Source organism: Sphingomonas citri, from assembly GCF_019429485.1.
Lineage (GTDB): Bacteria > Pseudomonadota > Alphaproteobacteria > Sphingomonadales > Sphingomonadaceae > Sphingomonas > Sphingomonas citri.
This window is the reverse complement of sequence record NZ_JAHXZN010000007.1, coordinates 14,487-36,981: the sequence shown is the minus strand read 5'-3', so window position 1 is coordinate 36,981 and position 22,495 is coordinate 14,487. Positions and strand designations below refer to the sequence as shown.

The 22,495-nt window shown below is 67.1% G+C and carries 17 protein-coding genes; 4 read left to right on the top strand and 13 right to left on the bottom strand.

The genetic code is table 11. The features are described from left to right. Nucleotides 1–42: 42 nt before the first annotated feature. On the bottom strand, nt 43–876 hold the full coding sequence (locus tag KZ820_RS16475; RefSeq protein WP_219749718.1) for a formate/nitrite transporter family protein: 834 nt from the start codon (nt 874–876) through the stop codon (nt 43–45). A gap of 103 nt (nt 877–979) precedes the next feature. Here KZ820_RS16475 and metX point away from each other — a divergent pair, with 103 nt between their 5' ends. From metX to KZ820_RS16460, 3 genes are read left to right on the top strand one after another with little or no spacing between them, the layout of a single operon-like run. Continuing rightward, nucleotides 980–2,110 (top strand): homoserine O-acetyltransferase MetX, encoded by a 1,131-nt coding sequence (metX, locus tag KZ820_RS16470; protein ID WP_219749717.1) that lies wholly within the window; start codon nt 980–982, stop codon nt 2,108–2,110. After that, nucleotides 2,107–2,706, top strand: a complete 600-nt coding sequence (gene metW, locus KZ820_RS16465; RefSeq protein WP_219749715.1) for a methionine biosynthesis protein MetW — start codon at nt 2,107–2,109, stop codon at nt 2,704–2,706. The genes metX and metW overlap by 4 nt, the downstream gene beginning before the upstream one ends. Before the next feature lie 45 nt (nt 2,707–2,751). Further along, entirely contained in the window at nt 2,752–3,153 is a 402-nt protein-coding gene (locus tag KZ820_RS16460; protein WP_219749714.1) for a response regulator, read from the top strand. Here the strand turns inward: KZ820_RS16460 and KZ820_RS16455 are convergent. The 8 genes from KZ820_RS16455 to KZ820_RS16420 all read right to left on the bottom strand — a co-directional run bounded on the left by KZ820_RS16455 (nt 3,131) and on the right by KZ820_RS16420 (nt 12,976). Beyond that, entirely contained in the window at nt 3,131–4,720 is a 1,590-nt protein-coding gene (locus KZ820_RS16455) for a sensor histidine kinase (RefSeq protein ID WP_219749712.1), read from the bottom strand. The genes KZ820_RS16460 and KZ820_RS16455 overlap by 23 nt on opposite strands. 376 nt (nt 4,721–5,096) lie before the next feature. Continuing rightward, a complete protein-coding gene (locus KZ820_RS16450) occupies nt 5,097–7,031 on the bottom strand; it encodes a glycoside hydrolase family 127 protein (RefSeq protein ID WP_219749711.1) in 1,935 nt (644 codons plus the stop codon). 93 nt (nt 7,032–7,124) lie between these two features. Beyond that, nucleotides 7,125–8,792 (bottom strand): carboxylesterase/lipase family protein, encoded by a 1,668-nt coding sequence (locus KZ820_RS16445; RefSeq protein WP_219749709.1) that lies wholly within the window; start codon nt 8,790–8,792, stop codon nt 7,125–7,127. Nucleotides 8,793–9,024: 232 nt separating this feature from the next. Next, on the bottom strand, nt 9,025–9,585 hold the full coding sequence (locus KZ820_RS16440; protein WP_258048274.1) for an FxDxF family PEP-CTERM protein: 561 nt from the start codon (nt 9,583–9,585) through the stop codon (nt 9,025–9,027). Between the two features lie 396 nt (nt 9,586–9,981). Continuing rightward, the gene (locus KZ820_RS16435) at nt 9,982–10,563 is read right to left on the bottom strand and encodes a DUF4142 domain-containing protein (RefSeq protein WP_219749707.1); all 582 of its coding nucleotides are present in this window, start codon (nt 10,561–10,563) and stop codon (nt 9,982–9,984) included. Nucleotides 10,564–11,084: 521 nt separating this feature from the next. Continuing rightward, entirely contained in the window at nt 11,085–11,708 is a 624-nt protein-coding gene (locus KZ820_RS16430) for a hypothetical protein (protein WP_219749705.1), read from the bottom strand. A 92-nt stretch (nt 11,709–11,800) separates the two neighbouring features. Beyond that, nucleotides 11,801–12,148, bottom strand: coding sequence for a hypothetical protein (locus tag KZ820_RS16425; protein WP_219749703.1), 348 nt, complete (start codon nt 12,146–12,148; stop codon nt 11,801–11,803). A 270-nt stretch (nt 12,149–12,418) separates the two neighbouring features. After that, entirely contained in the window at nt 12,419–12,976 is a 558-nt protein-coding gene (locus tag KZ820_RS16420; RefSeq protein ID WP_219749701.1) for a hypothetical protein, read from the bottom strand. Between the two features lie 351 nt (nt 12,977–13,327). Here KZ820_RS16420 and KZ820_RS16415 point away from each other — a divergent pair, with 351 nt between their 5' ends. Beyond that, nucleotides 13,328–13,483, top strand: coding sequence for a hypothetical protein (locus tag KZ820_RS16415; protein ID WP_219749700.1), 156 nt, complete (start codon nt 13,328–13,330; stop codon nt 13,481–13,483). Nucleotides 13,484–13,666: 183 nt separating this feature from the next. Here the strand turns inward: KZ820_RS16415 and KZ820_RS16410 are convergent, their stop codons facing one another. The 4 genes from KZ820_RS16410 to KZ820_RS16395 are packed head-to-tail and all read right to left on the bottom strand — an operon-like array spanning nt 13,667 to nt 22,495. Beyond that, the gene (locus KZ820_RS16410) at nt 13,667–15,079 is read right to left on the bottom strand and encodes a DNA phosphorothioation-associated putative methyltransferase (protein WP_219749698.1); all 1,413 of its coding nucleotides are present in this window, start codon (nt 15,077–15,079) and stop codon (nt 13,667–13,669) included. Next, on the bottom strand, nt 15,076–15,540 hold the full coding sequence (locus KZ820_RS16405) for a class I SAM-dependent methyltransferase (RefSeq protein ID WP_219749696.1): 465 nt from the start codon (nt 15,538–15,540) through the stop codon (nt 15,076–15,078). The genes KZ820_RS16410 and KZ820_RS16405 overlap by 4 nt, the downstream gene beginning before the upstream one ends. 3 nt (nt 15,541–15,543) lie before the next feature. After that, complete coding sequence (locus tag KZ820_RS16400; protein WP_219749695.1) at nt 15,544–20,883, bottom strand: FtsK/SpoIIIE domain-containing protein; 5,340 nt, start codon at nt 20,881–20,883, stop codon at nt 15,544–15,546. After that, nucleotides 20,864–22,495, bottom strand: coding sequence for a hypothetical protein (locus tag KZ820_RS16395; RefSeq protein ID WP_219749693.1), 1,632 nt, complete (start codon nt 22,493–22,495; stop codon nt 20,864–20,866). Before KZ820_RS16395 ends, KZ820_RS16400 begins: the two co-directional genes overlap by 20 nt.

Genomic DNA, 22,495 nt, shown 5'->3' with positions numbered 1-22,495 from the left:
TCGGGTAGCGGGTGTGAGGCGCGTGGGGAAGGGGGCGGGACGTCACAGCTCCTGCCGCACCTGCGCGTGCGCGAGCAGCGCGAACAGCCCGGTGCCGCCGATCACGTTGCCGATCAGCGCCGGCAGGATTAGCCCGACGAGCGCCTGTGCGAAGCTCACCTCGCCCGCGAAGGCGAGCAGCCATGCCTCGCCCGAGCCGGCGACGACGTGCGCGAAGCCTCCCAGCGCGATGAAGTAGGTGAGGACGAACACCACCCAGAATTCCTGTCCGCGCGACGAGGGCAGCGCCCAGGGCACCGCCGCGATCAGGAAGCCGGCGGGGATGCCGAGCCGCAGCGTCGCCCAGAAGTCATGCGCGAGCAGCTCGCGCGACGTCTCCAGCATCGCCACGCCGCCCTCGGGCGAGCCGATCAGGCGGTGGTGGACCAGCCCCGCGATCAGCAGCGTGCCGAGCAGATTGGTGCCGAGCACCAGCGCCCACAGCCGCAGCAGCCGCGCGAGGTTGCCGAGGCCGGGATGGGTCGCCACCGGGATCACCGCGGACAAGGTGCTCTCGGTGAAGAGCTGGAGCCGCCCGAGGATCACCACGAGGAAGCCCAGCGTGTAGCCGACGCTGGTCACCAGCGGCGTCCAGCCCGCCTCGGGCAGGTCGCGCGCGATCAGCGACTTGCCCAGCACCGAGGCGCTGATCGCCACGCCGCCGGCGAGCCCGGACCAGACCAGCGACCAGCTCGGCCGTTCCAGCTCCTCGTCGCCCGCGCGGCGGATCACCTCGTGGATCACGCGCGGGCTGGCGGCCTGGCGCTGCTCCACCGCGGCGCGCTCGTCGGGATCGAGGTCGATGTCGCGCTCGCGCGCCGCGGCGTCGTCCGCCATGAAGGGCCTCCCGCGTCGGGCTGACGCTGGGCGCCAACGCGGCGCGAGCGCGCGCGGGTCCGGCTCGACTTGGGCGGGGCGGCGCGGGTAAAGCGGCTTCCCGATGCTCACCACGCCCTCCTCGCTGGACCAGCGCTTCGGCCTGTCGCGTCACGTCGTGCTGCCGGGGCCGTTGCGGCTCGACGGCGGCGCTTTGCTCGCGCCGGTCGAGATCGCCTATGAGACCTACGGCACGCTCGCGCCCGACGGCGGCAACGCGCTGCTGATCTGCCACGCGCTCACCGGCGACCACCACGTCGCCTCGGCGCATCCGCGCACCGGCAAGCCGGGCTGGTGGCAGCGCATGGTCGGACCCGGTCGCCCGATCGACACCGACCGCTTCTTCGTGGTCTGCGCGAACGTGCTGGGCAGCTGCATGGGCAGCTCGGGGCCGGCGAGCGGCGACGCGGCGACCGGCCGGCCCTATGCGATGGCCTTCCCGGTGATCACGATCCGCGACATGGTGCGCGCGCAGGCGCTGCTGCTCGACCATCTCGGTGTGGCGAGGCTCGCCGCGGTGGTGGGCGGATCGATGGGCGGGATGCAGGCGCTGAGCTGGGCGGCGACCTTCCCCGACCGGCTCGACGCCTGCCTCGTCATCGCCTCCACCGCGCGCCACACCGCGCAGAACATCGCCTTCCACGAGGTCGGGCGCCAGGCGATCATGGCCGACCCGAACTGGTCGGGTGGGGACTATTACGACGGCGCGCCCCCCGCCGCGGGGTTGGCGGTGGCGCGGATGGCGGCGCACATCACCTATCTCTCCGAGGCGGGGCTGACCGAGAAGTTCGGCCGTCGCCTCCAGGCGCGCGAGCAGAAGTCGTTCGGCTTCGACGCCGATTTCCAGGTGGAGAGCTACCTGCGCCACCAGGGGCTGGCCTTCACCGACCGGTTCGACGCCAACTCCTACCTCTATATCACCCGCGCGATGGACTATTTCGACCTCGCCGAGGAGCATGGCGGGCTGCTTGCCCACGCCTTCCGCGCCGCACGCGCGCGCTTCTGCCTCGTCAGCTTCGACACCGACTGGCTGTACCCCACCGCCGAGTCGCGTTCGATCGTCCAGGCACTGGTGGCGGCGCGCGCGCCCGCCAGCTTCGTCGAGCTCTCCAGCCCCTATGGCCACGACGCCTTCCTGCTCGACTCGCCCGAGCTCGACCGCGTGATCGGCGGCTTTCTGGGGACCGGCGCGTGAGCCTGCGCCCCGATCTCGCGATCATCGCCGCGCACGTGCCGCCGGGCGCGCGCGTGCTCGACGTCGGCTGCGGCGACGGCGAGCTGATGAAGGCGCTGCGCGACACCAAGGGGGTGGACGCGCGCGGGCTCGAGCTGGACCCGCGCAACGTCGCCGCGGCGGTGTCGCGCGGTCTGTCGGTGATCCAGGGCGACGCCGACACCGACCTCGCCGGCTATCCCGACCAGAGCTTCGACTACGCCATCCTGAGCCAGACGCTGCAGACCGCGCGCGCCCCCGACCGCGTGCTCGACGAGCTGCTGCGGATCGGGCGCCACGCCTTCGTCAGCTTCCCCAATTTCGCGCACTGGCGGGTGCGACTCTCGCTGCTGTGGGGCGGGCGGATGCCGGTGACGCGGCTGCTGCCCGAGCGCTGGTACGACACCCCCAACATCCACCACCTCACCATCGACGATTTCCGCGCGCATCTCGCCGAGCGCGGCATCGCCACCGAGGCTGCCTGGTTCCTCTCGGGCGACAAGCGCACCGGCGGCGCGGCGGCGAACTTCCTCGCCGAGCACGCGGTTTTCCTGCTGCGTCGGAACCCCGCCGATTGATCGGGGTTAACCCGAGCCAACCAGCGGAGTGATCGAAGCGACGTCATGCCCCAGACCGCGCTCATCGTGGAGGACGAGATCTTCGTCGCGCTCGACCTCGAGCGGATCCTCGAGGACGCGGGATTCGTGGTCGCCGCGATCGCGGCGGACGCGGAGAGCGCCTATCGTGCCGCGCCGGGCTGTCAGTTCGCCTTCGTCGACGTCAATCTGCGAGACGGCGCGACGGGTCCCGTGATCGCCGAGCGGATCGCGCGCGAGCACGGCGTGAAGGTGGTGTTCGTCACCGCCAACCCGGGCCAGATCACCGATCCCGGCAGCGCGCTCGGCTATATTAGGAAGCCCTTCAACGATGAGGCGATCCTCAGCGCGGCGCTGACCGCGACCGAGATGGCGCCGGCCGACGCGGCGACCCCGCCCGAGTTCGTCAGGTGGCCGCGGCGCGGCTGAACGCGGGCAGCGGTACCGTCACCACCAGCTCCAGCCCGTCCGGATGCCAGGTGCGAGTCACCGCACCGCCGAGCTGACGCACCGCGCTGAGCTCGATCAGCTGGCTGCCGAAGCCGCCGCCCGGCGGGGGCGAAGCGAGGCTGGGACCGTCGCGCTCGCGCCAGTCGAGCCGCACCGTGCCGTCGCCGCGCGCCACCGCGAGATCGATATGGCCGTGCTCGGCCGACAGCGCGCCATATTTGCTCGCGTTGGTGGCGAGCTCGTGGAACAGCAGCGCCAGCGGCGTTGCGGCGCGATCGTCGACCGCGACGTCGTCGCCGCTGATCGTGATCCGCTCGCCCGGCGCGCGCTGATACGGGGCGAACAGCTCGGTGAGCAGGCCGCGTAGGCTGTCCTGCGCGAGATGCGGGCGCGACTCGTTGCTGTGCGGACGGACGAAATCGTGCGCGCGGCCCAGCGCGATGATGCGCTGGCGCAGGTCGTTGGCGACGGTCGCCAGTTCGGGATGCGCGCGCGCGGCGAAGTGGATCAGCCCCGAGATCACCGAGAAGATGTTCTTGATGCGGTGGCTCAGCTCCTGGCTGACCACCTCGCGTTCTTCCAGGGCGAGTTTCTGCTCGTGGATGTCGGTGCAGGTGCCGAACCAGCGCGTGATCGCGCCGTGGCGATCGCGGATCGGCAGCGCGCGGCCGAGCACCCAGCGATAGGTGCCGTCGGCATGGCGCAGCCGATACTCGATCTGATAGGCCTCGCCGGTCTCGAGCGAGTGGCGCCACACCGCCCAAGCGCGCGCCTGATCGTCCGGATGGAACATGCCGTTCCACTCGTCGCCGTCGGTCGTGCCCTCGGGCATGCCGGTGAACTCGTACCAGCGCGCGTTGTAATAATCGTGATAGCCGTCGGGCAGCGTCGACCACACCATCTGCGGCATCGTGTCCGCCAGCGTGCGGAAGCGCGTCTCGCTCTCGGCGGCGGCGCGGCGCGCCTCGCCCGCGGCCTCGCGCCACGCCGCGTCGTCGCGTGAGCCGCGCAGCCGCGCCATCACGTTGGCGGCGAGCACGCGCAGCCCGTCGCGCTGCAGTGCCGTCAGCCCTTCGGGGCGCGGCACCATGTCGAGCACGCACAACGCGCCGAGCGGGACGCCGTCGTCGGCCACCAGCGGCATCCCGGCGTAGAAGCGCACTCCAGGGTCGCGCAGCAGCGGGTTGCCGAGGAAGCGCTCGTCCGCGGTCAGGTCGGGGAAGACGGTGACGTCCTCCTCCCACATCGCGTGCGCGCAGAAGGACTCCGAGCGCTTGGTCCCCTCCATGTCGGTGCCGGTCGACGCGAGGAAGGTCTGGTCGGCCTCCTCGATCAGCGTGATCAGCGCCACAGGCGCGGCGCACAGTTGCGCGGCGAAGTCGGTGATCTGGCGCAGCGCGGCCGAGCGGCGCAGCGAGGCGAGATGAAGCGAGTCGATCGTGGCGCGGCGCCGCGCCTCGTCGACCCGCCAGCCGCGCGCGGCGAGCCTCGACGCGCCGCGCTCGCTCGCACCGGTCTGCGCCGCGCCCGCGCTAAGCTCGCCCATGGCCTTCGCGCCTATGCGGGTGAGGAACCGCCGAGAACCGCGACGTGCCCGATGTCTGCCGTGCGATCAGGAAGGTGATACGTGAACCTCGCGTCAAACTCTGGAGATACCGGTCACGCTACCACGCGAAGCGCGGCTTAACGAGCGTTAAGCGGGTGTCGTGCTTCATCGTCAACGTCCGGCGCGGGAAAACGGTGCAGACCTCGCCGTCGCGGCGCACGGGCGAGACTCACCCGGCCGACTGGTCCCGATTCGGAATGACGGGGCATCGCCCTGTCGGGCCGACACCGGCGAAAAAAGGAACCGCGGACCGCCGCTTCGGCGTTGCGCCTCTGGGGTCGGGCGTCCCCCCGTCGCTCGACGACCAACCGGCCGGCTAGGTCCGGTCGACCAGCTGCCAATAGGTCGCGTAACGCTCGTGCGCGATGCGGTGATAGGGGATGAGGCGAACCTCGCGACGATCGGCGGCGGCGATCGTGAACTCCAGCGGCGCCCCGGTCGGCCGCACCGACCGGGCGAGCGACGCGGCGTCACCGGCGAGCGACGGTGCGGTGAACGGAGCATCGTTGTAGCTGCCGTAGCGGCGCTCGTTGACCACGATATCGGAGCCCGGGGCGAGACCGTCGCGCCCGAGCGCACCCGCCAGCACCAGCGGCCCGTACAGGACCGCGGCGATGCCGGGCGCCGCCGGCGCCTCCTCCACCGTCACGTCCATGGCGAGGCGTAGCTCTACCCGGTCGCCGTCGCGCCAGGTCCGCGTCAGCGCGAGAAAGCGTCCGGGCGCACGCGAGCGCAAGACCTCGCGGCCGTTCACCCGGACGATCGCCTCGCGGCTCCAGCGCGGGTGGCGCAGCTGGAGCGTCAGCTCGGTCGGGATCGCGAGCGTCCAGCGCAGCGCGGTGCCGGGCTGCTCCGGGAAGCTGGTGGTCTGAGTCAGCGTCGCGCGCCGCTCGGCCCAGCGCACGGCGGAAGGGATGAAGAGGTTCACGTACAGCGAGCGATCGTCGTGGAAGTAGATCGAGTCGCGGTATTTGACGTGATTCTCCATGCCCGTGCCGGTGCAGCACCAGAAAGAATCCTCGGGTGTGTGGTACAATTTCATGTAGCCGGGGCGGGCGCCCTGGAAATAGGTCGCCATGCCGCTGTCCGGGTCCTGCGAGGCGAGGATGCCGTTGTACAGCACGCGCTCGTAGAAGTCGGCGTAATCGGCGCTGGGTTCCTGCAGGAACAGCGCGCGCGTCAGCCGCAGCATGTTGTGCTGGCAGCAGGTCTCAGAGCCCTTGGCGGAGAAGACGTGCTCGGCGAAGGCCGCCACCGGGAAGAAATGCTCGTTGTCGCCGTGACCGCCGGTCGCGAACGAGCGCGTGTGCGCGACCGTGCGCCAGAAGAAGGTGGCGGCGTCGCGGTAGCGCGCCTCGCCGGTGGCGGCATAAAGTCGCTCGAAGCCGATGACCTTGGGGATCTGCGTGTTGGCGTGGAGCCCGTCGAGGTGATCGCGCTGGCGCGCCAGCGGCTCCAGGATCGCCTTGTGCGAGAAGCGCTGCGCCAGGGTGCGGTAATCGGCGTTACCTGTCATCAGATAGAGGTCGGCGAGGACCTCGTTCATGCCGCCATGTTCGGTCTCGAGCATGGCCTCGAACTGCTGGTCCGACAGCGGGCGCGTCGCCACCACCGCCCAGTCGGCGAACCGGATCAGCACCGCGCGCGCGCGCTGGCTGTCGGCCAGCAGCGCCGCGTCGCGCAGTCCGGCGAAGATCTTGTGGAGCGTGTACCAGGGCACGCCCGTGATCGGCTCGCCGCGGAGGTGCGCCGCGACCAGCGCCGGTCCCTTGGGGAAGGCGCAGACCAGGCCGGTGCCCGAGGCTTGCTGGCAGGCGGCGAGCTCGTCCGCGATATAGTCGACCCGCTCGCGGAAGCGCGCGTCACCGGTCGAGCGCCACGCCAGCGCGCAGGCGGTGAGATAATGGCCGAGCGTGTGGCCGTGGCAGTTGATGTCGGCCCAGGTCGGCTCCGATTCCCACCCGCCATAGACCGGCGCCTTCGCGTTCAGCCCCGCATTCACGCGGAAATTGTGCAGCAGCCGGTCGGGTTCGAGCCGTAGCAGATAAGCCTCGGTCATCCGCTGCGCGTGGAGGAAGGGACCGTCGGCGAGATCGACGTCGCGCAGGTCGAAGGCGCGCAGCCGGTCCGGGACGGCTGCCGGGAGCGGCGCCGCAACTGCGTCGAGGGCGCTCGCCGTCAGCGGCAACACGGCCGCGCTGGTGAGAAAGCGGCGGCGCGAGAGCGCGCGCGCCTTTCTGACGTCGATCATCCTAGCGCTCCGTCCTGCCGCTCGTTCGCGAATACCGTCCCACGATCACCCTCGTCGCACGATGGCATCGGTGCCGTCCATCTGCCCAGTCGTTCAGGCGAGCAGCACCCGCCGCACCTCGCCGTCGGGATCGTCCGCCATGCGGCAGTGATCGTCGAGGATCATGGTCTGGCAGCGGCTCGGGTCGGTCGCCTGCCACGCCAGGCCGGGCTGGCTGGGATTGCCCGTGCGGGCGAACTGCGCCCAGGCGGTCGCGGTCCGGCGCGCCAGCGCGCGGGCGGCCGGCGTGTTGCCGGTCCCTTGGTCACACAGCGCGGTGTTGTCGAAGCAGAAGGCGAGCTCGGCGGTGTGCCAGGCGCCGCACTGGCCGTCGAGCTGAGGCGACTGCCACGTGAACCAATATTGGTAGGCGGGCGCGCCGCCCGCGTCGTGGCGCAGCTTGACCATGCGCTGCACGTTGTTGCGCTGCGCGTAGCCGCCCACGCCGTAGGAGAGCGTCCGAATGCTCTTGTTCGGCTGCGCGCGCTTCATCGCGGCGACCAGCGCCTCGGCCTTCGCGGCGCCGAGATCCTTCGTGAGCGAGGCGCGCCACTCCGCCTCGCTGGGGTTGGAGCTGTACGACATGCCCTCCTCGCTGACCGAGCCGATCAGCAGCGGCACGTCGCGCGCCTGGGCCGGCGCGGCGTCGTGGAACGAGCGCAGCGTGACCGTCGCCTCGTCGAGCGTCGGACCCCAGCCCACGCGCGGCGACGCCCCGGGTCCCATGGCGAACCAGAACGAGCGACGCATCGGCCCATTGATGTCGCCCGCCACCTTGTTGCTGGCGTCGAACAGGCGCTGCCACGGCATCGCCTGCAACGCCGCCAGATCGCGCGGGCCGACGCCCAGCTCCTTCACCACCCGCCGGGCGTAGTCGCGCGACTGGTCGCGGTCCGGGATGTTCCCGCCCCCGCCCGACTGAACCGCGGCGCGGTGTACCATGCCGCGGGTCGAGGGCATGCCGAGCAGCGTGGTGACCTTCGATCCGCCGCCCGACTGGCCGTAGATCATCACTTTGTCGGGATCGCCGCCGAAGGAGGCGATGTTCTCCTGCACCCAGCGCAGCGCGGCGACGCAATCGGTCATGCCGACGTTGACCGACCCCTCGTACGCGCTGCCGCCGACCTCGGTCATGTCGAGGAAACCGAGCACGTTGAGCCGGTGATTGATCGACACCTGCACCACGTCGTGGTGGCGCGCCATCTGCGCCCCGTCGTGCGAGGCGAGTTCGTAGGAGGAGCCGAAGCTGAAGCCGCCGCCGTGAAAATAGACCATCACCGGCCGGCTGCCGCTGAGCGACGGCGTCCAGACGTTGAGCTTGAGCATGTCCTCGCCCTGGAAGCCGTCGGTCCATTGCTGCAGGAAGGTGTGCTCCTTGGCGCGGAAGCTGTGCGGCGTCTGGGGGCAGTTGGCACCGTAGGCGAGCGCGGGATAGGCGTCCTGCCACGGCGTCGGCGGCTTGGCCGGCAACCAGCGGTTGGCGCCGCCGGTACCGTCGCCGTAGGGTATGCCCTTGAAGACCAGCACCTCGTCCGAGACGTAGCCGCGCACCGGGCCATAGCGGGTGCGCGCCATCGCACTCCGCGGCGTGCTACAGCGGGTGGCGGCGGCGGCCTCCCGGCGCGGCGTCGCGGCCTCCAAGGGGGCGGAGAGGGCGGCACTGGCGGCAGCCCCGCCCAGCAGTGCCGCGCGCCGGTCCATCGTGACACGTGGTAGCGTCATCTCCGCGTCTCTCCCCGCCGCCGTCCGACGTCCTGGTATCGTTACCACCAGCCTGCGGAAGCGGCGGCACGTCGTCAAGTGGGGGCGGAGACGGAATAGCGCGATCGCGGTCGCCGACCGATCCGGGCGACGTGCCGCCCGCGACCGGGCCGTGGAAACGACGAAGGGGAGGAGCGCCGTTGAAGCACCCCTCCCCCCCGAACGGGCCTATGAGTCGACGATGGACCCTCGATCAGACGGCCTGACGCGGCCGGAAGGTCACGCGACGGCGGCGCATCGCGTAGCCGACCACGCCGAAGCCCATGATCATCATCGCCCAGGTCGCGGGCTCCGGCACCGCCGAGCTCAGCGGCGCGAACGTCGCCTGGCCGCCATAGGCACCGTTGCCGCGCGAGATGCCGTTTACGACGAGGCGGTTCAGCTCACCCGCGACGATCGGCACGTTGTTGACGAAGGCGACCTCAAAGGCGCCGCCGGCGGTGCGCGTGATCTCGGCGGCGACACCGTTGATGAACACCGAGGTGAAATCGACGTCGCTGACCGAGCCGAGGTCGGTCACGCTGGTCGTCACCGTGCCGCTGCCCAGACCGTCCGTCGGCAGGGTGAAAGTGAAGGTGTCGGTGAACGCCCCCGCACGGATACCGCGGTTGAAGAAGGCGCCCGAGAAGGAGCCGCCGGCGCCCGGAGTTGCCCTGAAGTTGCGCGAGCCCACCGGGAAGGTGGCGGCGGCGGCCGATGAAGCCACCGCGGTCGAGGCGGCTGCCACCAGGGCGATAGCCACGAGATTCTTCATACGGATTCCTCTTACGTCACGTCAGCAGGACGCGGCGCTCGGCCGCGGAGCGGCGTCCCTGCCAGCCGCTTCGCAAAAGGTTAACTAAATAATAACGCCGTCGCTGCTTTCTTCGTCACTGCGGCTGCAAAAGCACGGTCGGCATGAGCCGTCGAGCTGATCACAAGGCCGTCAAGGATCAGCGTGAGGGCGGTTCATCCATCTTCGATGCCGGCGGGCGTCACGCAGGGCGACACACTGAACAGAGGACATCTTGTCGATGACAGCGCGTCCGCGAGGGCGAAGGGAGGGGAGGACAAGGGACAGCATTCGCGCCGCGGTGGCGCAGCTTGGCACGCGAAGCGGCTCGCCCGACGCCGTACGGCGTCGGGGCGGACCGCTCGCACGAGCTTCGATTTAGACCTTGAGCCCCTTGGCCATATTGAGGTGCGCGGTGACGGTCGGCACCAGGTCCTGCGCGAACGTCTTGAGCGCGGGCACGTCACCCGAGGCGGCATAGGCCTTGAGCACGTCGAGCGTCTGCTGGTGCGCCGTTGACTGCGCCGCGGCATAGGCGCTGTCGAACGCACTACCCTTCGCGGCGCGCAGGCTCTCCACCGTCTGCTGCTGCTCGGCGCTGAGCGTCGCGACCGGCTGGATCGCGGGCGACAAGCCCGCCGCCACGGTCTTCAGCTTGGCGGTGGATGCCTCGTGCGCGTCGATCATCGCCTTGGCGAAGCGCTTGACCGCGGGCGAGGAGGCATTGGTGAGCGCCAGCCGCGAGGTCTCGATCTCGAAGGCGTCGCTGGCGGCCGCGGTGTTGGCGAAGCTCTGACCGGCGCTGGCGGGCGCGGCGGCGGTGGGGGTGGCGGTCGCCATCCCGGTCGCGTCGAGGTCGCTTCCGTTCGTCGCGCCGGTCTGCGTCGTGTCGTTCCCGCGGCTACATGCGCCGAGCGCCAGCACGGCGGTGGCGGCGAGTATCGTCGTACGAAGGCTCATGGAATCGGTCCTCTCCGAAGCGTCTCGGCGTAAGCGCCTGCGCGCGCGCAACGTTCCGGGAACGAACGCGATCGCCGGCGCCCCACAGTGATGCCGTGGGTCCACGCCCCTACGCCCAAGCAATCGGCGCTGCCGGCCGCGGCGTCGACGACCCTTCTTCAGGTCCTCACGCTACCTCGACTCAGAATGGTTATTCCGGGGGAGAGGTGTAACTGTATGTAAGAACAGCCCCTCTCCCTCTCGGCGAACCGGCCTTGCACTGCATCACGTCGGCACCTCGTTGTAACTATCCGACGCATATGCGCCGATTTTCACATGAACGCTTATAGCCTTATCCTGATCCTGTCACGGCGGCGCGCGCTCTCACCTTCATCGTCCTTGTCAGGTGTAGGAAGCCGGATCCTCCTCGTCGGAGACGATCGCAGGGTCGCCCTCGTCGTGGCGAGCGTCCCGGGCGCGACGCTTGGTGAGATGCCTTCGAACTCGTCGCGCTTCGGCCATGGCCGATCCGCGAACTCGTCCTAGTCGTCGTCGAAGATGATGTCGTCCCCAATCGCAATCTCGATGTCGCCCTTGTGGCCTGGGATCGTCAGGTGCTGGGCGATCAAATCTTCGAGCCGCCTGCGTCGCGCCTTCAGCGCCTCGATCTCCTGGTTCACTTCCCGCCGGGCATCGCTGCCGCCGGCGAACTGGCGTCGGACCCATGGGTCCGTGCCGGTGACGTGAAGGCGGATGGATCGCTGATGGGCCGTAACGCCCGTGATCGCGATGTCGACCCGATTGAGCACCGGATGCGAGGTCACGCCGCTCAACGGCCGCCCCGCCACGGCGGTGGCGAGAACCATCGGCAGGTCGGGTCGCAGTCGGATTTCGAAGCGGTCTCCGTCTTGCGGCAGTGATGGACGACCACCCGTTCGTCGGGCATCAGGGCGTCGATAAACACGGCGTCGAGCGTGCTGTACCCGCTCAGCCATGGCAGCTCTGCAGGAGCGAGGTGTGGTGAATAGGTCCTCCAGAGCTTGGTCTTTACACAGGACGACGTGCAGGGCGACCATTGTTGCAACGGTGCCCGTTCCGGAGCTTTCAAAGGCCGCAACATCACGGGCGTCGACCCCAGCCCGCGCTGCAAGTTGCTCGACGGTCATACCTCGATCCTGTCGCCGCTTTGCGGCGCGGCGACCAAGTGCGTCCTCAGCTGGCGCCTGGATCCGGTACTCGTGTAGAGGATCGTCCCTCGTTATGACGAGGTCAGCATCGTCGGGTCCGACAAGTCGCGTTTCGCCTGTCGCCACAGCTTCGTCCTTTCATCGGGATCCCGGATCCCGATCAGCGTCGAGAACGGGCTGTTCGATCGCAGCAGACGACCTTCCGGGCTGTCTTCGAGCATGCGCGTTCGAATTTCCGACCAGGACCTGCACAGAATGAGCCGCCACAGCCGTTGCCCAGTCGTGCCGCCGTCACGGCCGATCGCCGCCTCGATGGCACTGCGAGCCTGATCGACGAGACTGCCGTCGACGTCGATCAACGCGGCATACGCTTCGTGCGATAGAAGACGCGTGCGTTCGGCTATGTGGTGCGCGTTCATGACGTCCATCTCTCGCTTTGTCGACGTAGGAGAAATCGATTATACTGTCGATCGATTGCCCTAGCCGGTCCCATCTACTTAAGGCTTGAGGCGTTGTTTAGGTTAAGGGCTATACAAATTATAATACGCTCTGACAGGAACAATCTTACTTGAGTTAATCTAATGGAAACCTTATCACGGCGTCTGACGCGAAGTATTGGAGGGTCGTGGAGCTAACACGCGAACGGTTGCTAAAGCGGCGCCAAATGATACCCGCCGCATAGCTCGCGTCTACGACTGAGCTGGAAACAAGCCGGAGCCTTGCGACGGGGGCAAATGCGAGCGGAGACGGGAAACGAGAGATCGTAGATTACTAAAATCCTTCATGTCTGCAATCGCTTGATCTTCGGGGTTGTCCTTCGAATCGAAAGGGATCATCGGACGAAGCCCCAATCCCGGACTGATCTCGACGGTTAATGTTTCCAATAAGGCGGATCGTCGCGTGCCGAACCAATGCCAAGTTGGTTGCACACCAGCGCGCCGATAAAAAGCGTTCTCCGGAGGTTCTCCATAGCAGTTCGCTTTGTCCAGCATCACTGTTGCAAGTCGTTTATTGAGCAACAAGGCTGCGCGGCGCAAACCAGCCTTATTCAGCGCCTCTGCATCCGGATGGAAAGCAGGAACCTCTCGGATGATTATGCTACCTGAACAGATGTCACCGTTAGGTTTGAGAACTGCCCATCCTATGGTCGGGCGGCCTCGTACATCTTGGATGTGAAAGCATCCGACTTCAAAATCCGACGGCTGCGCTTCTGCGCCCTGCCGGGTGAGTTCATGTCGGGTCGCCATTGATGAACTACCTCCCATCGAAAGTGAGAGGCGCCGGCGAGCCGGGTGTTCGTAACTTGGGCGCACGGTCCAAGCGCCGCCGCTTTTAGGCGAGCGCCTTGGACATGTGCGTCGGCCACCCGGCCACGAAACTCGTGACCGGCGCGCGACATTGGAGGTTACGACGCCTCACTGTCGGGACGTACCGACAAGCGATGCCGGTATGGATTTGACGACCGATAAGCGCAAGGGACATGCTGATGGCCGCGTCCCAAATCCCCTTCCCGCTCGGTCCTAACATGCATACGCAGCCATAGCACGGTGCCTGCGTAGAAAGCGTGTGCTACGCTCCACGCGATGGAGCCATCGATCGTGAACAGCACCTCCCTGACGATTGCTATCCAGCGTGAACTGGCGGTGATCGCAAGCCTTTTGAAGGCAGGTGCAGATAGGTACGATGAGCGTATCGTCAAAGGCCGCGCGCGGGTTACCGAACTGGCACTAGCAAGAATGAAGGCGGTGCCCTGAAACGGGGCGAGGCAGTTGCTATGCTGATTGCATTCGTGACGTGCGCGATCAACAAGGCGAAAGCTCGGACGACTTACATAGAGCTGAAGAGGCCGTCAGGCCGTGCGCACCGTCCTTACGCGAGGAAGTCTGTCTGATTTCTTGCGTTCTGTCCGTAGTAATACGAAGGCAAATATCGTTAGGTTAGGACCTGCGTATTATCGCCCTTTCCGAGCAGATTCCTAGCTCCTTTGCCTTCTCCAATTCCAGTTTCCTCTGCTTAGACCGTGCCGACATCCCAAAAACGACTGACTTTCGGACAAGTACGCGATCCTCATTGCGTAAGCTCACGTCTTGTCTTCGCAGGTCAACTGCGACTGAGGAGGTGATCGCCGGAAACGCGTCCTTCTGATTGGTCAACCGGAAGATGGTCAGTCGCTTCCGCATCGGTTCAAGTCGCACGATGTGCCCATCATCGACCTCGCCAGAGAGGTGGATCGCGCATCCTGCATAGCACCGCAGCTGACCGCTGAGTTGTTCCAGTCGTTCGGCATTTATCAGAAGGCGCTGATCTTCATCCAATGCGCCCAGACCTTTGTCCGCGCACTCGCGCATGGCGGCGACCGTTCGTGTAGGGTCGGCGAGCGCGTGGAGATACTCCAACGCCTCTTCGGCAAGCTGCTGCTGGCTGCCGAAATGCGTGCGGATGTCGCGCACCATGGACGGGCTGGGTCTTGCCGCTGACTTGGTTCGGTTGAGAGCACCGAGCGCGTGATGGACCAGTAGGTCCTCGCGAGAGTCGCGCCCTGCCTGCTCAAAGGCGTCGCAGTCCAAGGTCGAGGCAACGCATGTGTCCACCGCTCGCGCGAAGGAGACGCGTTCACGGGCCAGGACATCATGGACGCTCGAGGGCATCTCCTCTGCGTGCGGGAGGCGGCCCCGACGCAGCGCGAACTCCGCCATAGCGGCCAATGCGGCCTGGATGCGCTCATGCAGCTCAGGCCGGGCGATGACGGCCTTCCGGCTTCGTCCGGTTGCATAGCCTGAAGTCGATGACCGGCGACCGCGGCGGCGTTCGAGAAGGAACTCCTGCTCGTCTTCGGGCGCGCGGAAAGCGACGAAGATCCCCGGTGCCAAAGCGACCGGCTCCACCCCGACAGCTCGTGCCAGGACGGCCCGAATCTCGGCGTGCTGGTAGTATTTCTGGAAAGTGCCGCGGGATGTGAGATACCCGTCGCCGAACGGGCGCAGTCCGTCCAGTGGTACGGCGCCGACGATCATGACCGAGACAATTAGCGCCTTCTGGGAGATCGACCACGCGCGTTCAAGCGCAGCTTGCCGTTCCGCCGTGTTCTCGATGACGTTCAGGACGAAGCCCAGGTTGACGATCTCGGCCTCGACGACCTGTTCGTGCGGCGCGAAGTGCGGATCCCAGCCCCGTGCTTCCACGCCGGCTGCAGTCAGCGCGCGCAGATCGTCGCCCTGACCGCAGCCATAATCGAAAACTGTGATGCCCTCTTTCACGAGCCCGTGCCGCACAGCGAGCGACATCGGTTGCGACAGCGTGTGTCGCACCATCGCCGTCCTGTGCCGATGCACGAGCGGAGCGGTGTTCATGCTGCGCGGACCTCGTCGCCGATGGCGGCGAGACCGAACTTCGCCAGGCGCTCGCTCCACTCCATTGCGCGACCGATGCGGTGGTTGTCTCTGAATGCTCCCTGCTCATCCAGCGACCGGGTGGTAGCCGCCCAGCGTTTCACACGGACGTCCGCCGGGTTGAGCAGCAGCTCCTTGCGATGCAGGATCAGCGGATTCAAGCTGCTCCTATAGGAGATGCGGCTGACCTTCCCTGTTTTGAGGTTGACGCGGGTCGCTTCCAGCAGCGCTGGGAACGCCGACAGGTCAAAATCCTCGTATTGCATCAACCCGACCACCTGGGGCTCGAGGCGCGCCACATTCCAAGCATGATCCGATGCTCGCGCCACAGCGTCGGACAGGGTCGCGGCCGAAATTTCCGAGAGATCGCCGATCGCGTCCCGATGAATGTAGAGAGCACCCCGGACCCGTTTACCGACCATCCGCTACTCCGCGGCCTCCTGTCGGGCTTCTGACCATGTCGCGATCACGGCTTCGGCCAGATCCTCAACCTCATCGTCGCCGATATATGGCACTTGCAGGTACGTTTTCTCGTCAGTATCCAGCTTGGCGATTAGGTGTCCCTTGCCGAGCAGCCGTTCCGCGCCCTTCTCGTTTAGCGCGATCTTAGAGCTTCCCTCGTCCCCCAGTCGGAGGATGAGCTTGTTGCCCAAGTTCGTCCTCAGCTGCATTGTCATGACCTGATTGTCGGCCCGCTGGTAGATCATAAAGAGGTGGAAGCCCGCCGCCCGCGACTTGGTCGCAATCTTGTTGATCAAACCGTCGACTACATCCTTAAAGTTGTCGTCCTGCATCCAGTTGGCGACCTCATCAAAGAAGATCACGATACGTGGCATGCGACGGCCGGAACCGACCCGCCGATTGTATTGATCGATGTTACGGACGCCCTCCCTGCTGATCTCCTCGTAACGCTCATCCATGTCGGTGACGAGCCGGGCGAGCAGCGCCTTGGCGTCCTCCTGGTTGTCGATGATGCCGCCGCGCAGGTGCGGGAGGCGCCGCGCCCACGCGTAGTCGACGCCTCGCTTCGGATCGATCAAGTAAAGCTCCAGGTCCTCGGGCGCATTCAGTGCGCAGAGGTCGAGGAGCACGTTCGTGACCAGGATGCCCTTGCCGCTGCCCGTCGTGCCCGAGATGAGGCTGTGTGGGGCCGCTCGCTCCTGGCCGTCGTATTCGGCGCCGAGCGGCAGATAGCAGAGACTGCCGTCGTCCTCCTTTTCTCCTAGGAGCGGCGCGGCCCTCTGTGCGGTCCCACTTGGCGCATCCACCCGCCTGAGCCATGCGTCGGCGAGATGCAGGATGGCCCGCGCGGGGCGACGTAGCCCGATGGCGATCCGTCCGGGCATCGGCGTCACCCGGATGATATCCAGCCCGTAGCGGGTCAGCAGATCTGTCTGCCTTCGCTCGAGCCAGCCGACAGTGAGGGTCCGGCCGCCAACATAGATAAGGCCGGTGTTCGGCGTAAGCCGCTGGTCGAGGATCGGCGCGTCGACCCCTTCCTCCTGCAGGGCGCTGCGAAGCGCGGCGATCTGCTCTGCAAGCCAGGCCTCCGCCTTCTCCTCGTTCCGCCTCTGGCTCTGGGCCGCAAGCACCGCGTGGATCTCCGCGCTCCAGGGCGGCGCCGCGGCGGCCGGTGCCTTAGCATCATCTACCGTCCGCACCGTTTCGGTCGTGGAGACAGCGGCCAGCTCCTCCGAGTCACTGGCCGACGCGACGGCCGGGCCCTCGTTCTCGACGCTGCCGATGTCGTCCGCGAGCAATTGCTGCCCGGCTTCAGCCGACCCGGGCTCGCCCACGTTCATGCTGGGCCATCCGGCGGGAACTGAGAGTAGCGGGGTTGCCGAGGGCTCCATCAGGTTCCGCAGCGCCGATGCCGTGGTCGAGCGGGCGAACACCCACTGGGCGAGGCGACGCCTGTTGGCGAGCGGCCGGTCCTCGTCCGGCAGCTTAGGCATCTGCTCGTAGACGGCGTCCAGCTCGTGGCTGAAGACGACGGAATGACCATCGACGGTGATGGGATAGTCGCCCGACCGAAGGCCCTCGAGCCATTGGTCCTGTGTGATGCCGCCCACCTGGTCGAACGGGTCCATGTGCTCCAGGACCATGTCTGCGAGCCTGTTGCGCCAGATGGCGGGATCGATCGTCGCGTCGGTGTCGAGCAGGCGGTGGCTGAGCGCGGCGAAGGTCGATTCGAGTTGGCCGGCCGACCTCTTACGCTGCTCCATGAGGGCGTCCTGACCGACATACTTGGCCTCCGCGATGACGATGCGGATCTCGGGCCCCGACGCGCCGACCGAGAAGTCGATGGCGATGATGTCCGCGATTTCCCCGCTCAGGTCGAGCCATCCTCTATAGTCGTCGAGGAAGAACCATCCGGTGCGGTTCTCCCGTCCGACCGCGAGCATGCGCTCGAGCTCGCGCTGGGTCAGCACCAGCCCCATCAGTTCGCTCGCGTAGTTCGACCACTGTGCGCCGCGCATCACGACGCCGCCGGACAGGCGCGAGGCCCGGATGAAGATCTCCCTCCGCAGCTTCGCCCGCGTCGAGTCGTCCGCGTCGGGCAGGATCACGTCCAGGCCGCTGGATAGGCAGTCACCCAGTTCCTGCTCGGAGATCTCGGCGGAGACGATCACGTTGTGCGTGGAGCCGGGCACGCTGAAGTACTTGATGATCCGCCGCTCGTCGGTGGATACGAGCCGACGGTCCGCGACCCGGTCGAAGGTCATGACCCAGTGGCCGAGGGCGTGAGCCTTGGCGAGAACCTCGGCCACGTCGCCCGACATGAACTCGACCTCCTGAACCGGAAGCCACGGCTCGGAATGCCGGACGGCATCACGGGTCGCGACGGCGCGCAGCGCGTCGACGTACGCGCGTCCGGCAGCTGGCTGGCGCGGCGCGGTCAGGTAGAGCGCCGAGGTGGTGTTCCCCTTCTTGAAGGGCCGGCGCTTGGACCTGGAGGTGGGAACATAGGTGTCGAGGGTCATGCGACTGTCGGGCATCTCTCCGCGCGTCCACCGCACACGACTGCTTCGCGAGATCACGTCCTGCAGGAGCACGATGTCGTTGGCCTTGAGCCCGCTCTCCCGGGTGAGCGTGTCCGGGCTGAAGATGCCGACCCTGAGCCGCGACAGGAAGTTCCGGGCCGCCTCGCTCGCCAGGCTGGTGTCGATCTCGTGGCTGATGCGGCGGTTCTGGCGCTCGTAAACCTGGCGCAGTCTTTCCGTGTCGTCGTCGGTCACGACGAGCTCGCAGCGGATTTCGGGATCGTCCTCAATCCGGCGCGCCAATCCATTGGCCATCGCCAGCGGCAGGTTCTCGGAATCGGCGTTCAGGATGACGACGCTGAAGTTGGCGCGCTCGTGTGGACGGAGCTTCAGATACTCGTCGCCCACCCGTTCGAACGCGGTCACGGCCCCGTCGGCGGGCTCATCGGTCAGGCCGTGGTGCGAGGTGCCCGACACGGTCTCCAGCAACGAGCAGTCAGCTAGCGAATCCGTTTCAGCGAGGAGGTGGTCGTCGTGTTCCTGCAGCACGGCGACGTCGCCGTAGTAAGTGCGCGTCAGCGACGCGGCACGATCGTTGACGAAGTCCTCGACGCTGGCGCGTTTGCCGCCCGAGCTGGTCACGACCTGCTTGACCGCATCGGCGAGCTGACGTGCCTTCGCCCCGATCTCGGCGAGGCGCAGCGGGTGCCAGGCGGTCAGCAGGGCTGCGGGGCGTTCCCCTTCGATCGAGATAACCCCGATGCTAGTGAGCGGGGCGAGCAGGTTCCTGATCGAGACCTCCTCGGGCGCGTTGTCGAGCACGGCGTCGAGAAGGTCGCCGTATCTCTCGGCCTGGGTGATCAGCTCGTCCGAGCCGATTCCCTCGCCGCGAAGCAGGTCTTCCAGGGCGGCACCGTAGGAGCCGTGAAAGGCCGCGAAAGCCTGAGCGATCTTGTCTGCCCGGTCGGGGGTGAGCACGCCATTTCCCCGGATCTCGTCCAGGGCGGTTGGCCACGACTGGTCGATCCGGAACTCGGCCCGGCCGTCGTTCGCCAGCAGCCCGTCGCTCTGGTTGAACGCGTCGTTGATGCTGGCGCGCTCGGCGAGGTTGATGGACGCCCCGATCGTGCCGCGCGCCGAGCGGTTCTGCTGAATGTGCCCAGTGAGGAGCCGAGTCGCGTCCTCAGGCAGCTGCGGCCGGATCCGGCGCAGATCCTGCGGAAACGAAAGACCCAGCGCCTCTGGCGCGGGCTTCCAAACAAGTTGCGCGCGCTGCGCCTGCGGCTTCGCCGAGGTGCTGCCCAGCACGGCGTCCAGCTTGTCCGCGGAAACGAGGAAGGCCTCGAACTCGAGCTCCACCGCCTCCTTGCTGCGCGAGGAATTGTCCTCCTTTACGGCGTCCCAGTCGACCGTCCAGCAGCGGCCGAAGTCCAGGATCGCCTCGGGTTCCAGCATCTCCTTCAGCCCGCGGTATCGGTCGCGGAGGAACCGCAGGACGCGGGTGTTCTTGTCGCGCTGCCAGAAGTCCATCTGCTCGCCGCCGCGGAGGCGCACCACCAGGACCCGGTCGGCATCCTCCTGATCGGCGTCGTCGCCTTCAGGCACCGCCCTGTGCGCCAGCTTCAGCAGACCCTCGGTGAGGTCCCGCGCTTCTACCGGCGCCCGAAAGACGAGCCGCTCCCAGCGCTTGTACAGCTTCGGGTCGGTTGCGAGCCGGGCGCGGTGGTCGGCGAAGAAGCTGTCGATGTCGTCGGACGGCTTCGCCGTGTCCTTGACCAGGTCGGTAAGCAGCTGCTGCTCCGACGGCTTGAGGGCGTTGGGGAACTGCGCGTCCAGGAACTGCTGCGTCTCAAGGCCGAAGTTCGGCTTCACCTTGCGCTTGGCGTCGGTGAAGAAGGGCTCGATCGCGTCCCAGCCGAGTTCGGCGACCTCGGCCTGTGTGGTCGTCCAGCCGCCATCGCGAACCGCTCGGTCGGCGAGCAGCGCGCCTAGCTTGATCACGACGTCGGCCGGCAGGGCGTTCTCCGTCTCCATCTGCTCCAGACGTCGCTTCAGCTCGGTTCTGTTCAGCGGATCGCCGTCCCGGGCCTTGAGGTAGAGGGCGGGCTGCGCCTCGTCCAAGGCGCCGCGGAAGAACTTGGTCGCGTTCTCGACGCTGTCGGTGAGCTTGAGCCGGGGATCGCCGCCGTTCCGGGGAAGACGAAGTGCGGGGAGCGCCGCGCGGACCGCCTTCTCCGGCGCGAGCCCCTGCGTCCCGCCGATCTGCGCGCCGACTCGCTCGACGAACTCGGCAATCGTGACGACGTCGTGCGCGGCGCCGGCGGCGAGCGTTCCCTTCAAGGCTATGGCCACCTGCTCCCGGATCGTCTCCGACGCCATCGGAAGACCCTCGATCGCCCAGGCCAGCGGATCCTGAAGCAGCCAGGCCTCGTCGATCTTCGAGTTGTGTGAGAGGGTCGGCTCCGTCGCCTTCACCATGTCAGCCGGGACCGTGCACACAGTGAGCCGCACGCCCTCCGTGGCGTGGTTGCGGTGCCAGGGCGCGGTCTGGTCGGAGACGGTCGCGGGTGACACGTCGCCCTCGACCAAGCGCGGATGGATGAACATCTGCACCTGACCGGTAGGCATGGTCGAGTTCGCCACGTGGCGCGCGATGGCGCTGACGACGGGCTTCTCGAGTCCCACGACGCAGAAGAACGCCCGGTCCTGCACGTCCTCGGTCGCCTCTCGCAGGCGTCGGGCCGCGACGCGGCCGATCAGTTCATGCGTGGACAAGTTCATCGGTTCCTGCCGTTTGTTCGACGTCGTGGAAGGGGTTGACCACGAACGCGCAGTCGTCGGACTTGCGGTCGACGAACCCGAGGACGCGGAGGCGCTCCTCCAGGCGTCGCTCGTTTTCCTTGAGGTCCGCCAGCGGAGCCGGCAGCGCGCCCGAGGTAATCTGGAACGCCGTGCGGGTCTCCTCGGGACCTACGACGATGTTGTACCGGCGCATGATCAGATCGAGGAAGTCGCCGAACTCCATCGGCGTGGTCACGTTCGCGAGCACGAGCGCCTCGAGGAAAGCGTCGTTCGGCGCGTACCACGTTCCCGCACGGCGCGCAGTGCGCAGAAGGCCGATCTGCTTGACGTGATTGTGGAAGGTGGCGCCGATGTGGTGCCCCTTGGCACGCTGACTGTCGGCCCTCAGCTCGGCGAGCTGGTTCTCGGGCGAGGGCATGGTGTCGGGGTTTGGGTTTCGCTGCGGCGACCAGAAGAACCGTTTAGCGAGCAGGTCCGCGGCCTCCTTGCGCCCTGCGTCGCTGGCCAGCACCGCTTTCCACTCTTCCGATGCCGCGAACGCGTCGATGAAGCTCTCCGCCGCCTCGAACGGCAGCGTCCGGTGCCGCTTGTATTGGTTGGACGACAGCTTCCGGATTGCGTTGTTGCCGGTCGCCCCGACCACGTCGAGGAAGAAGGGAGGCAGGGCCACGCCGTCACCGACCGTGTCCTGCGCGCGCTCGAGAATGTAGAGCGCCTGGATCAGCCCGCTGACCCGCTCCAGCGGATCGAGCACGTTCTCGACCGGTATGCTCGACAGCGACAGAAGCGCGACCCAGTCGTCAGCCAGTCGGTCGTAAGAGCGATGGGTGGGCATCGGCAGGTAGCCAATCGTGGTGTTCGCGTCCGCGTCGCTGTCCGGCCCGGCGAGCCGTCCGGCGAGACGGTTCCAGACGCTGTTCGTGCCGAGAAGCCGCGCATCCAGAAGCGCCTCCACCTCTCCGGCCCGGCTCGACCGATTCAGCATCAGGTAGAGCATCTCGCCCGTACGACGCATGAACTTGCGGTCAAGCGAGTTGTCCGAGTTGACATCCGGGAACACCATTGCGCTGCCGAGCGGCAGCACGTGGCGCGACGTCCAGCGCTTACTGGTAAACGCCTCGATCTCCGACGTGCGGAGAAGCTCCACGCTACGAGCCATCGCCTGGAAGTTGTCGAAGCTGGCTTGCAGGTTACGCAGTTCCAGGCCCTCGTAGTCGCGGTCGACGGTGGCGAACCAAGCCGACCACTTCGCCTTGTCGTCCGCGGCCTTGCCTGACGCGATCCGGGAGATCTCCTTGTCCCGGAAGAGGAGGTGGCGCAGCTGGTTGTTGAGCGGGATGCCGTAGGCGACGGTCTCGTGCTGGGGGCCTTCGACCTGTTTGACGCCCTCGAAGATGGGCAGGCTTCTGCGCTTGCGGTCGAAGCAGATGTGCAGGCATTCGGTCAGGGTGAGCCACGGCGACTGGTCGTCGTAGAAGAGCAGCCCCCAGATCGCGTACTCGCACCACAGCTTCACGCTGCCCATCTTCTGGGTCTCGGGAACGCGCATGGCGCCCTCGGCGAGCTGCAGGTGGTGGTTTTTGGCAGCCAT

Excerpts from the sequence above, each read along its gene's own strand:
- metX (WP_219749717.1), top strand. The coding sequence starts at position 980 with ATGCTCACCACGCCCTCCTCGCTGGACCAGCGCTTCGGCCTGTCGCGT.
- KZ820_RS16410 (WP_219749698.1), bottom strand. The coding sequence starts at position 15,079 with ATGAACACCGCTCCGCTCGTGCATCGGCACAGGACGGCGATGGTGCGA.
- KZ820_RS16405 (WP_219749696.1), bottom strand. The coding sequence starts at position 15,540 with ATGGTCGGTAAACGGGTCCGGGGTGCTCTCTACATTCATCGGGACGCG.
- KZ820_RS16400 (WP_219749695.1), bottom strand. The coding sequence starts at position 20,883 with ATGAACTTGTCCACGCATGAACTGATCGGCCGCGTCGCGGCCCGACGC.
- KZ820_RS16460 (WP_219749714.1), top strand. The coding sequence starts at position 2,752 with ATGCCCCAGACCGCGCTCATCGTGGAGGACGAGATCTTCGTCGCGCTC.
- KZ820_RS16475 (WP_219749718.1), bottom strand. The coding sequence starts at position 876 with ATGGCGGACGACGCCGCGGCGCGCGAGCGCGACATCGACCTCGATCCC.
- KZ820_RS16435 (WP_219749707.1), bottom strand. The coding sequence starts at position 10,563 with ATGAGCCTTCGTACGACGATACTCGCCGCCACCGCCGTGCTGGCGCTC.
- KZ820_RS16425 (WP_219749703.1), bottom strand. The coding sequence starts at position 12,148 with ATGAACGCGCACCACATAGCCGAACGCACGCGTCTTCTATCGCACGAA.
- KZ820_RS16420 (WP_219749701.1), bottom strand. The coding sequence starts at position 12,976 with ATGGCGACCCGACATGAACTCACCCGGCAGGGCGCAGAAGCGCAGCCG.
- KZ820_RS16440 (WP_258048274.1), bottom strand. The coding sequence starts at position 9,585 with ATGAAGAATCTCGTGGCTATCGCCCTGGTGGCAGCCGCCTCGACCGCG.
- KZ820_RS16395 (WP_219749693.1), bottom strand. The coding sequence starts at position 22,495 with ATGGCTGCCAAAAACCACCACCTGCAGCTCGCCGAGGGCGCCATGCGC.
- KZ820_RS16430 (WP_219749705.1), bottom strand. The coding sequence starts at position 11,708 with ATGACCGTCGAGCAACTTGCAGCGCGGGCTGGGGTCGACGCCCGTGAT.
- KZ820_RS16455 (WP_219749712.1), bottom strand. The coding sequence starts at position 4,720 with ATGGGCGAGCTTAGCGCGGGCGCGGCGCAGACCGGTGCGAGCGAGCGC.
- KZ820_RS16445 (WP_219749709.1), bottom strand. The coding sequence starts at position 8,792 with ATGACGCTACCACGTGTCACGATGGACCGGCGCGCGGCACTGCTGGGC.
- KZ820_RS16450 (WP_219749711.1), bottom strand. The coding sequence starts at position 7,031 with ATGATCGACGTCAGAAAGGCGCGCGCGCTCTCGCGCCGCCGCTTTCTC.